Raw genomic sequence first — 11,776 nt, forward strand, 5'->3', positions numbered from 1 at the left:
TGCAAGGCTCCGCTTTCCGCGAGAGTCTTCGCCTTGCCCTCCAGCCAACAGCTAGAAGGAACTGCGCACACGAAACCTACGTTCACCATGACCATAAAAAAAACACGAACTATCTATTTTTGATAGATCGTTCGTGTTTAAGGTTAGCGAAACAGCTTTTCTCACATTCTCTTTTTTTCAATCCGTTATTTTCTAGCCCATTTTGTAATGCCTTTGATATCATCTGGAGTTGTGCGACAGCACCCTCCGATTAACTGAGCACCTGCTTCATACCAGCTGTGAGCGCTGCAGCCATACGTTTCGCCTGCAGATGTCCCGTTCCATGTTTTAGATTCAGCATCATAATGCTCTCCTGAATTTGGATACACAATGACTGGCTTATCCGTTTGAGATTTAATTTCTTTAATAAGTGAAGAAATATATTGAGGCGGCGTACAGTTAACTCCAATAGCTGCTACTTGCTTATAGGAATCCAGATAGCGTGCACACTCCGAGATTAATGTTCCGCTGCTAATGTGCAGGTCATCTTTTGCGCTGAACGTAATCCATGCGTACGCTCCTTCAAATTCTTCTAGCAGCCTCGCAATGGCTCTTGCTTCCATTAGATTAGGAATGGTTTCACAAGCTAACACATCTGCTCCTGCTTCAATTAATGCTTTCATACGAGGACGATGAAATTCCATTAACTCTTCTTCTGTTACGTCATACTGTCCAGTATATTCCGACCCGTTTGCTAAAAATGCTCCGTAAGGACCTACCGAAGCGGCGACAATTGGTTTTGGGCGATTAAGACAATTCTCTTCTTTCTGCCAAAATTCATCTCTTGCTTCAGCCGCAATTTTTACAGATGCTTGAATTAACTCGCGCGCCTCTGCTTCACTTAAACCACGTTTTGCAAAACCTTCAAACGTGCTTTGATAGCTTGCAGTAATTGCACAGTCAGCTCCTGCTGCAAAGTAATCTTGATGCACTCTCTTAATCAATTCCGGCTGCTCCATAAGCACTTTTGCAGACCATAAGCTGTCGTTCAAATCACAGCCATATCTCTCCAGTTCAGTTGCCATTGCACCATCTAGTACAATCACAGGAAATGTATGTAAAATTTGTTGGATAGGATTCATTGTTTGATCTAGGGTTGTCCACTAGCAGTTAGCTTCGATTACCCTATCCTCCTTTCAGATAATTTAAAATATATGCAAAAAAGTCTAAAGGACTAGGCAGCTTTTGTCAAGAAATCAAAGAAATGAGGAGAGGCTTATAACCAAGCATTTTTCAACCTCCTTATTCCTTCTTCTATTTCTTCTCTCTCCAAACTTCCAAAACCTAATAATAGATGAGTCTTTTGTTGAGGTGATTCCGTAAGCCAATAACGAGAAGTGCCGTAGACAGAGACATCTTGCTTTTGAGCTGCGTTAATTAACTGCTGTTCGTTCATATCGTTGTGCACGCGGACAAGGATATGCAAACCTGCATATTCTCCTGACACCGTGATGTTTTTGTTAAACTCCTTCTGTAAAGCTGCTAAAAGAGTACCGTGTTTGAGTTGATAAGCAGTTCTCACTCTTCTTAAATGCTTACTCCACTCTCCGTTTTTCATCATCAGTCCGAGCGTCCACTGATGAAGGGCTGGAACAGCTTGCTCGTATAAAGAGAAACGTTCATGATATTCCTTTAGAAGCACTTCCGGTAATACAAGGTAGCTGATTCTTAAAGAAGGCATAAAAGATTTTGAAAATGTCCCTGTATAAATGACGCGCCCTTTAGTATCCAAGCTTTGCAATGAAGGAATGGGACTTCCTTTATAACGAAATTCTCCGTCATAATCATCTTCAATAACAAATCCACTGCAGTCATTCGCCCATGTAAGAAGCTCTATTCTTCTTGAAACAGGCATGATCATTCCGTATGGAAACTGATGAGATGGTGTGACATAAACAGCGCGTGCTTGGCTATCATAAAGCTCTTGGATGTTTATGCCTCTGTTATTAAGTGACACAGGTTTTAAGGAGAATCCATGCTGTTTAAATACAAAGCTAGCCCCGTCATAGCAAGGATTTTCAAAGGCAATATCTCTGATGCTTGGCTTTAACATCTGCGCTAGCAAACTGAGCGATTGCTGAGTACCTGTTCCGATAATAATTTGATGTTTCGAACAAACCACTCCTCTTGACTGATAAAGGTACGTCGCAATTTCTTCTCGCAGTGATTCTTCTCCTTGAGTTTCTTGGTACGTGAACAGCGCTTCTTTATAAGTTTGAAGACTTTCATTGTATCGTTTTTTCCACTCATTCAAGGGAAACAAACGGCTATCAACTTTTCCATACCGAAAATCATAGGTACACGACTTTGTTTCTGAGTGAGGTTGTAAAAATACAGTCGGCTTTCTATCTGTTTGCAGTAAATCAAACTGTGTATTCGTTACGTACAGTCCACTTTTGGGCTTGCTTTCTACATATCCTTCAGCTAAAAGCTGCTGATAGGCCATATCTACAGTATTTCGACTTACGTTTAAGTAATCAGCAAGAGACCGGATAGAAGGCAGTTTGTCATTTACTTTCACCCTGCCGGATACAATTTCTTTTTTTATATATTCATATAGCTGGTGATATAAAGGCATATCATTCCTTCGGTTTAATAAAGGTGTGAACTTCACGCTAGCTCCTTTCATCTGTCCCTATCTTATTTTTTAAATCTGGCTCTTTTAGAGGGGATACATTTCTTTTACTATAAGTGTAGATCATCTAATTAAAAAGGAGAAGATTTAATGACTACTATTACAATTCGTCAAGCTAATGCTGCTGACATGGAAGCACTTATTTCATTAATGAACGAATACATTGTTGATTTTTACAAGCGCCCTCAGCCTGCCAAAAAACAGCTGAGAAATTTAATTGATCACTTGTTTCAACGTCCCGATACTGGCGTTCAGTTTATCGCGACTCAAAATGACGAGGCAGTAGGTTTTTCAACGCTTTATTTTACATTTAGCACCACGCGTGTAAAGCCTGTAGCGATTTTAAATGACTTGTACGTTACTGAAAAAGCAAGAGGTCAAAAAATTGGGGAAAAGTTATTTTCGATTAGTCACCAGTATACAAAAGAACATCAGTATGCAGCCATGTCTTGGGAAACGGCTTATGATAATATAAGAGCTCAAACGCTTTACAGAAAAATGGGAGGAAATGTAACGAACGGTGAATGGATTCACTACGACATTTCAAACGACATCTTATAATATTTTTCCATCCATAAAGTTTTAACACGTTCTTAACACTCCTTTCATAAATGTGTTTTATGATGAATACGACAAATAAATCAGTTTCTGTATGTATTTGTCACATTCTCTGTTAAAGTTTTCACAAAGTGTTCAAACTTTTAGTGAAAACGCTTTCTATTTTTGTGTATAATAAAAATATGCAAATGAAAATGAATGTTACAGCTCGTTAATCATACACATTTTAAATATGGAAGGAGTTTTGAAAATGATTTTAAAAGCATTAAGAAAAAACGGGGCCGTTACAATTAACTATTATAAAAACGGTTTGCTTCAAACGTTTAAAGGAAAAGTACAGCGCCTAGATTTAACAGACCAAACGCTTTCATTAAAAGATGAACAGCAAAATACTTTCTCTATTCGCTTATCGGGAATTAAAGAAATTTATTGATGAATAGTTTACAGTAAAAAAGAACATGATGCTCATTCTGCTTTGCAGAAGTCATCATGTTCTTTTGATTTTAGCTTTATTTAGCTGATGTTTCTGTTTCTTCTTTCCCGTACATATATTTCGAAGGGTCGACTGTTTGGAAATCCTTCAGCTTGTGGAAACGAAGTAAGTCTCCATAAAGCACTTGATCAGATAACTCCAGTTCTTTCGCTACCTTCTGTTTATAAGCTTTCATTTGATTATTTTCTTTAAGCGCTTGGCCTGTCTTAGAATCATAATACGTTCCATCCACTAGTGTATATTTCGGAGATACGTAGTTGCCATTGCGGAACGCTACTACATCATCATGACCTTTAGAAAATAAATCTGTACCAAATTGGATAAACTCTTTGCTGTCAATCCCTACTAAATGAAGAAGAGTTGGCACAACATCAATTTCTCCACCGTACGTATGATTAACTCCGCCTTTTACTCCAGGAACGTGAATGAATAGAGGTACACGCTGCAGCTGAGCATTTTCATAAGGTGTAATTTCTTTTCCCATTACTTTTTCCATTGCCGCATTATGATTTTCAGAAATACCGTAGTGATCTCCATAAATCATAATCACAGAATTATCATAAAGCCCAGAAGCTTTCAGTTCTTGGAAGAAAGATTGCAATGATTCGTCTAAATAACGAGCCGTTTGGAAATAGCGGTCAACTGTCGCATCGCCCGTGTTAGCTGGCTGTATGCTTGCCTCATTGTTTCCAAGTAAAAATGGAAAATGGTTTGTTAACGTAATTAAATGCGCATAAAACGGCTGTGGTAAAGACTGCAGCATTGGAACAGATTCTTTAAAGAACGGTTTGTCTTTTAAGCCATAATTAATTTTATTTTCACCCGTCATATTGTAATAACTTGCATCAAAAAACTTATCCACACCGAACTGCTTGTAAATTTCGTTACGGTTCCAAAAAGTCTTATAGTCTCCGTGCAGTACAGCGCTCGTATAGCCAGCTTTTTGATCTAAAATAGCTGGTGCTGCCTGATACGTATTGCTTCCTTTTAGTACAAAGGCAGAACCTTGAGGAAGGCCGTATAGAGAGTTGTCCATCATCAGCTCAGCATCTGATGTTTTTCCTTGTCCTGTTTGATGAAAGAAGTTATCAAAATACGTAAAGTCATTTCCATGGGCCAACGAATTTAAAAACGGTGTCACTTCCTGGCCATTTAATTTGTAATCAATTAAAAAAGACTGAAATGATTCCAAATGAATTTTAATAATATTTTTCCCTTTAGCTTTTCCGAAGTAAACGGAATTAGGCTCCGCATAGTGACTGTTTTTAAAATTAACGACGTTCGTTAAGTCATTGCTGCTTGCAAAAGCTCGCTGTTTAGAGTTTTGAGCAGTCTGAACACCGTCATACATCGTATAATTATAGGCGCCTAAATACTTTACTAGATAATTGCGGTCAAAAGTTCGAGATAGAAGCTGCGGGCGATCAATTTCTGCTAATGTTAAGTTGACAGAAAAAACCATGAATCCTAAAGAAAGAATGGTTACAGCATTCTTAACCGATACTTTTTCATTATGCCAGTCAATTTTTTTACTAAAAAAGAAGAAAAGATAAATAATAAAATCAACAAAATAAAAAACATCATGTGCTTTTAATAAATCCATAATGCTTCCACCCATACTTCCTGCATTACTTGTCTGCAACAGTGTGGGAAGAGTTACAAAATCGTTAAAAAAACGATAATAGAGAATGTTGCTGTACAACAGCAGCGTCATAATGAAACTGCCTGCAAGAATCCAAGCTCCTGATTTCTTTCCTTTAAAAAATAAGCCGATTCCTAAAAAGATCAGCACTGAACTTACAGGGTTTATAAACAGCAGCATTTGCTGCATTACGCCACTTACGCCTAAGTTAAATTCAGTTTTATAAGCCACATACGACTTTATCCACATTAAAACAGCGGCTAATATGAAATAGTGCAGCGGCTTAGAAACGATTCGCTTCATTTTGATTTTCCTTTCTCGATTAGTTTATGAGTAGATTCACAAAGAACATATAGAAAACCTTTATCATTATACTCATAGAAAATGAAAATTAAATGAAATCCTAGCCTTCACAACTATAGATAGATTCTTTAAATTCATCTACTAGTTTACCTAATACCCACAAATAAATAAACTAAAATCACCTTTTTTATCATAAAACCCCTCCTCTCCTCATATACTGTATTCTGTTGCAACACCCGCACTGCAAACTTGTGCATTTTTTCACAATTTATCTACAAACTATTCTCATCTTGCTGTATAATAATAATTCTGCCTTGAGCATTCTCCAAATTCTTATGCTTAAGCCACAGCTTTCTTTTCATAACAGATGCACACATGAAAGGAGATGAATAAATGATTTTAAAAGCGTTAAAGAAAAACAAACATGTAACCGTGAATTATTACGAAAATGGCCTGCTTCAAACCTTCAAAGGAAAAATCCAAAATTTAAACCTAACCGACCAAACCCTCTCCCTACGAGATGAAAAACAAAACATTTTTTCCATTCGTTTGTCTGGCATTAAAGAAATTTATTAACAAAAAAGATCCTGAAGAATTCTTCTAGGATCTTTTTTGTATTTTTTATCCATTATATATTGAAAAATCATCCAATTGATGTTAAATTAACTTTACATAATGTTAAATCAACTTAACAAATTTATTAAAAAGGCAGCGGGTGATCATATTGACTCTTATTAATCACGTAAAAGAGCTTAGAGCTAAACATGGATATACGCAAGGAGATTTAGCTGAAAAAGTTGGAGCCACTCGCCAAACCATTGCAGCTATTGAAAAGGGAAATTACGTTCCTTCCCTACTACTTGGTTTAACAATTTGTGATGTCTTTCAATTAAAAATGGAAGATGTTTTTACACTTCAAAAGGAGGAGAAAAATGTTGAGTAATGTTATTAAATCTTATTTGTTGAATGTAGTGTCTCTGCTATGCGTAGGTTGGTTTTTATATGATTTTTTAAGCCTAAATATTCAATTTAGTGAAGTTATGAACCACCCTGAACCCCCGTGGGAAATTACCATGTCTATAGGCTCTTTCGCTTCTTTAATTGTGCTTTTAATCGTGTCCTTTTTTTACTACCGAGCGCGTAAAAAGACGAAGAACGTTTCGCCTTTATTATTTCCTTTTGAATTTGCAGAGGAAGATGAACGTGAAAAGATGATAACAGCAGAAGCTTGTAAAAAAGCCTTTGTTTTTCTCCTATTTTCTATTCCTATAGGCGCTATCTTAATCGCTTTTTATCCGCTGTTACCTAATTCTTTTAGCTTCTATCCCATTGCCGTTCTTTTGCTTCTTTCTCTTGTACAGTTAACGGTTTATTACGTATCGATTAGTAAGATTTATCGCTGATTAAAAAAGGGTTGTTCTAAAAAGAACAACCTTTTTTTAATCTAATAATTCGCTGAATTCCCTACGAGAATAATCCAACCTACATCTATTTCACTATTTTTTCATTTTTTCTGTCTATATTGAACTATAACAATTGAACGATGTATGTTACCTTCCACTTCAGTTTTTCTTCAGTGTTCAGTTGCAAAATAGGAAAGATAAAAGGAGCATATCAATGGCAGCTAATAAATGGACAAAATGGATGGTTGGTTTATCGAGCGTTGCTGCATTTACAACATTTGTAGGGCTTTCTCAAAAATATGATCAAACAAATTCAACATCTACAGCACTAAATAACGATACATCCGCCAATAATTCATCGCAAACTCAAACGGAAGATGAGACGGATCTATTTCCAGATTCAGGATCTGACTCCAATACGGACAATGGAACTAACGGGCAAGATCAATGGTCAAATGACAGTTCTAGCAAACAAAGTGATCAATGGTCAGACGATAATTCAAGCAGTGAAGATGATCAGTGGTCAAATGATGATTCCACAAATGGTCAGGATAATTGGGGCAACAATAATGATTCTTCTATGCAAACAAGACCTTCTTAAGGATGTGATGAAATGAGCTATTCATTTAAAGCGATGAATACCACATTTAATGTATATCAGCTTGAAACACCTGTCAGCCAAAAAGTAGAGAGCTGGTGTTATCTTGTAGAAGAAACCCTAAGCCGCTTTCTTCCAACAAGCGAGCTTTCACAGCTTAATTCGCTGAACGGAAGATTATTTCTACCGTCAAAAATGCTGTATGAAGCTGTAAAAGCAGCCTATTACTATTACAATGAGACAAACGGAATTTTCAACCCATTTCTGTATCATTCTATTCAAACTCTAGGATATGACCAAAGCTTTGAACAACTGCCTAACAATCAGCTACCTCAAGAAGTAGCAGCTTTTGATGCTGTTAACCCTATTATGATTCATAAAGGAATGAGAAGTATTCAGCTTGCTTCTAATATCGGTCTGGATTTAGGAGGAATCGCAAAAGGTTGGAGCATTCAGCAAATGGCGAATCAATTAAAGAAAAAAGGAACTTCACTTGGAGCAATCGATGGAGGCGGAGATATTGTAACGTGGGGGCCCGCTAGCAAGCACTGGTCCATTTCTCTCTCTCATCCATTTGATGCATCAAAAAATCTCACGACCATTAAAGTAAAAAGCAACAGCGGTATTGCCACAAGCAGTGTAGGCAAGCGTTCGTGGAAAGTGAACGGACACACTCACCATCATATTATTGACGGCAGAAATAGCAAGCCTAGTTCATCAGAGCTTCTGCAAGTAACGGTCGTTTCAGAAGACTTGACCATTTCTGAAGTCTATGCAAAGTGCATACTTATTCTCGGCTGGGACGCTGGATTAAGGTTAGCTAAAATGCATCACCCTTCTTTAGAAGTAATTGCGGTTACAAAAGAAGGCAACGTACTAATCGAAAAACATGTGAAAGGTCAGGTATACCATTATGGCTACTCTCCTCGCGCAATTTAGTGCTCATTTTCCCGTATGGAACACCATTCGGGCAGCCGGCTTAACTTCTTATTTACTAATGTTTGTATCGGTTGCCGCTGGCATTTCTCACAGCTTTTCGTTTTTTAAACCAAAACGAAAAAAACAGCTTTTGCTAGTTCATCAATCATCAGGGTGGTTCGGGTTATTATTTGGAATGATTCACGGACTTGTTTTATCATTTGATCAATCTATTCATTTTTCACTTTCTGACATTTTAATTCCGTTCACTTCCGATTACAAACCAATTAGCACAGGTCTTGGTACTATTTCACTCTACATTTTATTCGTACTAATTAGTACATCCGACTTTATAAAACAGCTTGGGAGAAAAACATGGAAAGCCATTCATTTTCTTGCTTTTCCAGGCTATTTGCTAGCACTGTATCACGGCATTACTTCTGGAACAGATACACAGCAGCCGCTTATTCTCGGGATGTACAGCATCACTGGCTGCATCGTTTTAATTTTGCTTTTTTTGCGAATTCAACACCAGTCAGCTCCTAAGAACCAAAAAAAAGCTCAGGAAAACTAAAAAAACGCACTCTATCATAGAGTGCGTTTTTTCTTATCCGCGTCCTGCTTGGAATGATGGGTACTGTGTCATACCGCCGTCAGCAAAGAGCGTAATTCCTGTTACATAACTCGCCTCTGAAGAAGCTAGCCATGCAGCAACTGCTGCAATTTCTTCCGGCTCTCCGATGTATCCCATTGGAATCATGCTTTCTACATCTGCACGCTGCTCAGGATCAGCAAATTTCTCAGCGTTAATCGGTGTATTAATCGCTCCTGGTCCAATGTTATTTACACGAATACCTTTTGGAGCGTATTCTAATGCCAGTGTTTCAGTCATAAGCTTCATACCGCCTTTACTTGCTGCATAATGAACAAATAATGGCCAAGGAATTTTCTCGTGAACACTCGACATGTTAATAACTGTTCCCTTAATATCATTTTCCACAAAATATTTAATCGCTTCACGGCTGCCTAAAAAAGCTCCCGTTAAGTTCGTATCAATGACTTTATTCCAATCGCTTAAAGACATTTCATGAGATGAAACCGGATTTTCTAACCCTGCGTTGTTAATCATAACGTCTAGCTTTCCAAACTCTTTAATAGCAGATTGAACTAAATTGATAACGTCAGACTCAACTGTTACATCACCTTTGACAGCAATTGCTTCTCCGCCAACTTTTTTAATTTCTTCTAAAACGCTGTTAGCTTCGTCTTCCTTAGAACGATAGTTCACAACTACTTTGGCTTTTTCTGTCGCAAAACGAATCGCCATTGATTTTCCCAAACCTGTAGATGAACCTGTTATGACCACTACTTTTCCTTCTAAATCTTTATACATTGTTAATACCCTCCTAGTTAGCTTTTGGCGAGCCCTAACATGACTCCTGCTATGATGATCAGTATAATTCCAATAATAATCCCAACTAACTGACGCTTCGTTTTCTTCTCACCTAAAATAATGATCCCGCCTAGTGTTGAAATGACGATTCCCATTTGAGAAAGCGAAAAGCTTGTCGCTACGCCTACTTTAGGTTGCGAGATGAATAAAAACATATTACCAGCGGCCCAAATAAGACCTGGGATAATGTTGCGAATTGCATATTTATTAAATGGCTTATGCTTAAACGTCAGCAATACTCCTCCAATAACCATACCAATTGCTTGAGGTAATAAAGCCGACCATCCGTCTACATTAAATAGACGGGCTACTACAACATAAACTAAATAACCAACGGTTGAAATTAATAAAATAACAATTCCTTTTTTGAAGTTTCCTTTTCCTTCTTCAGCCTCTTTCTCTTCTTTGCTTTGAAGTGATGTTAAAACAATCCCTACAATAATAAAGATAAGAGCGAGCACACCAAGAATAATTGAAGTTTTTGTAGACCACTCGTGAAACACAATTACTCCAAATAATGAAGTGGAAACTAACTGAAGCCCAGTTGAAATAGGCATCGTTTTAGAAACTCCGATTAAATCAATACTTTTCAGCTGATTACTTTGTCCAACTGCCCAAAATAATCCCGATACAACTCCAACGCCAAAGATTAAAGGTGTAAGCGTAGGGTGTACAAAAATATAAATACCGATAGAGAAAATCAAAGCTCCCAACGTGGTTCCAAGCGTTTGGCTATAAGGTCCTCCGCCTAGTTTCACATTGAAAAGCACAATGCTTCCCCAAAATATGGCTGGTAAGACAGCTAAAAATATGTCCATGTTTCAAAACCTTCCTGTGCTAAAATTAAATGTCAAAATGCATATTCCCCAATTTTTCCGCCATTAATCCTTTTTCAGGGACATTTTATGAATTAATGACCGCACGAAGTATTCTTTGGATAGCGAAAACTGTATACCTTAATTTGTTCTAGGAGAGAAAAAGATATACTTTCTAACGCAAAAAAACAGCTTTTCCAAATAAAAGCTGTTCTGTATGATTTAATTTATTTTTAACATATAGCGATTAATAGGTCTCCCCACTCTGCCGTATTCAACTGATAATTTCAGCTCGTTTTCCTGTTCTAAAAACTCTAAATACCTTCTTGCCGTAACACGCGCAATTCCTACGCCGTCCGCCACTTCTTCAGCAGAAATCGGATGCTTCTGTTCGGAAAGATATTGTTGTATCCTCCTTAACGTAACCGCATTTAGCCCTTTTGGAAGAAAATCGGCTTTTTCTTCGAATTGCTGAAACAGCATAGAATCTAATTCAGACTGAGTAATATATTCTTTTTGACTTATTTTAACTTGAAACGAACGATACTGCTCAAGCGCTTGCTTCATTCGTTCAAACTTGAACGGTTTCATAATATAATCCACCGCGCCGTACTGAAGAACTTTTCGTACGGTTTCAATATCACTTGCAGCCGTAACTGCTATCACGTCTGTTTTATAGCCATTTGCTCGAATTTGCTGTAAGGTGGTTAGGCCATCTTGACTAGGCATATACATATCAATAATCGTTAAATCAGGCTGATGCTGTTTAATGAGCTGTATACCTTCTAAACCATTCGAAGCTGCCGCGATAACGATGAATCCTTCAACTTGTTCAATAAATTGGCGGTTCACTTCTTGTACCATAGGATCGTCTTCTATGAGAAGCACCGTCCATTCTTTTTTATTCATTTCCCACTCC

At 37.5% G+C, this 11,776-nt stretch carries 14 protein-coding genes; 8 read left to right on the top strand and 6 right to left on the bottom strand.

Annotated elements, in window-relative coordinates:
- Window positions 1-185 precede the first annotated feature (185 nt).
- Together mmuM and pdxR are read right to left on the bottom strand one after the other, a co-directional pair.
- Window positions 186-1,121: a homocysteine S-methyltransferase gene (gene mmuM / locus ACH6EI_RS20215; protein WP_098999800.1), complete on the bottom strand. Its 936-nt coding sequence runs from the start codon at window positions 1,119-1,121 to the stop codon at window positions 186-188.
- A 134-nt stretch (window positions 1,122-1,255) separates the two neighbouring features.
- Complete coding sequence (gene pdxR, locus ACH6EI_RS20220; protein WP_228123027.1) at window positions 1,256-2,653, bottom strand: MocR-like pyridoxine biosynthesis transcription factor PdxR; 1,398 nt, start codon at window positions 2,651-2,653, stop codon at window positions 1,256-1,258.
- Window positions 2,654-2,764: 111 nt separating this feature from the next.
- On the opposite strand from pdxR, the gene ACH6EI_RS20225 reads away from it, so the two are divergent.
- Both ACH6EI_RS20225 and ACH6EI_RS20230 read left to right on the top strand, forming a co-directional pair.
- Complete coding sequence (locus ACH6EI_RS20225) at window positions 2,765-3,235, top strand: GNAT family N-acetyltransferase (RefSeq protein WP_034269568.1); 471 nt, start codon at window positions 2,765-2,767, stop codon at window positions 3,233-3,235.
- Between the two features lie 229 nt (window positions 3,236-3,464).
- Entirely contained in the window at window positions 3,465-3,665 is a 201-nt protein-coding gene (locus ACH6EI_RS20230; protein WP_074893948.1) for a YolD-like family protein, read from the top strand.
- A gap of 76 nt (window positions 3,666-3,741) precedes the next feature.
- Here ACH6EI_RS20230 and ltaS read toward each other — a convergent pair whose 3' ends face one another.
- On the bottom strand, window positions 3,742-5,670 hold the full coding sequence (gene ltaS / locus ACH6EI_RS20235) for a lipoteichoic acid synthase (protein ID WP_028412117.1): 1,929 nt from the start codon (window positions 5,668-5,670) through the stop codon (window positions 3,742-3,744).
- A gap of 393 nt (window positions 5,671-6,063) precedes the next feature.
- Here ltaS and ACH6EI_RS20240 point away from each other — a divergent pair, with 393 nt between their 5' ends.
- The 6 genes from ACH6EI_RS20240 (at window position 6,064) to ACH6EI_RS20265 (ending at window position 9,163) form a co-directional block, all read left to right on the top strand.
- Window positions 6,064-6,246 carry a YolD-like family protein gene (locus ACH6EI_RS20240; protein WP_013081871.1) on the top strand — a complete coding sequence of 61 codons (183 nt, stop codon included), beginning with the start codon at window positions 6,064-6,066 and terminating at the stop codon, window positions 6,244-6,246.
- A gap of 148 nt (window positions 6,247-6,394) precedes the next feature.
- Window positions 6,395-6,613 (top strand): helix-turn-helix transcriptional regulator, encoded by a 219-nt coding sequence (locus tag ACH6EI_RS20245; RefSeq protein ID WP_013081870.1) that lies wholly within the window; start codon window positions 6,395-6,397, stop codon window positions 6,611-6,613.
- On the top strand, window positions 6,603-7,073 hold the full coding sequence (locus ACH6EI_RS20250; RefSeq protein WP_033578130.1) for a DUF2178 domain-containing protein: 471 nt from the start codon (window positions 6,603-6,605) through the stop codon (window positions 7,071-7,073). The genes ACH6EI_RS20245 and ACH6EI_RS20250 overlap by 11 nt, the downstream gene beginning before the upstream one ends.
- Window positions 7,074-7,287: 214 nt before the next feature.
- Window positions 7,288-7,674, top strand: a complete 387-nt coding sequence (locus tag ACH6EI_RS20255; RefSeq protein ID WP_098113705.1) for a hypothetical protein — start codon at window positions 7,288-7,290, stop codon at window positions 7,672-7,674.
- A gap of 12 nt (window positions 7,675-7,686) precedes the next feature.
- Window positions 7,687-8,610: an FAD:protein FMN transferase gene (locus ACH6EI_RS20260; protein WP_098113704.1), complete on the top strand. Its 924-nt coding sequence runs from the start codon at window positions 7,687-7,689 to the stop codon at window positions 8,608-8,610.
- A complete protein-coding gene (locus ACH6EI_RS20265) occupies window positions 8,585-9,163 on the top strand; it encodes a ferric reductase-like transmembrane domain-containing protein (RefSeq protein WP_098113703.1) in 579 nt (192 codons plus the stop codon). The genes ACH6EI_RS20260 and ACH6EI_RS20265 overlap by 26 nt, the downstream gene beginning before the upstream one ends.
- A gap of 33 nt (window positions 9,164-9,196) precedes the next feature.
- On the opposite strand, the gene gdh is transcribed toward ACH6EI_RS20265, so the two are convergent.
- The 3 genes from gdh to ACH6EI_RS20280 all read right to left on the bottom strand — a co-directional run bounded on the left by gdh (window position 9,197) and on the right by ACH6EI_RS20280 (window position 11,766).
- Window positions 9,197-9,982, bottom strand: coding sequence for a glucose 1-dehydrogenase (gdh, locus tag ACH6EI_RS20270; protein ID WP_033578120.1), 786 nt, complete (start codon window positions 9,980-9,982; stop codon window positions 9,197-9,199).
- Between the two features lie 17 nt (window positions 9,983-9,999).
- Window positions 10,000-10,860: a RhaT/GlcU family sugar-proton symporter gene (locus ACH6EI_RS20275; RefSeq protein WP_098113702.1), complete on the bottom strand. Its 861-nt coding sequence runs from the start codon at window positions 10,858-10,860 to the stop codon at window positions 10,000-10,002.
- 219 nt (window positions 10,861-11,079) lie between these two features.
- A complete protein-coding gene (locus tag ACH6EI_RS20280; protein ID WP_098113701.1) occupies window positions 11,080-11,766 on the bottom strand; it encodes a response regulator in 687 nt (228 codons plus the stop codon).
- Between the last annotated feature and the right edge of the window lie 10 nt (window positions 11,767-11,776).

This window comes from Priestia sp. JSM ZJ58 (assembly GCF_044383985.1).
In the GTDB taxonomy this organism is placed as follows: domain Bacteria; phylum Bacillota; class Bacilli; order Bacillales; family Bacillaceae_H; genus Priestia; species Priestia zanthoxyli.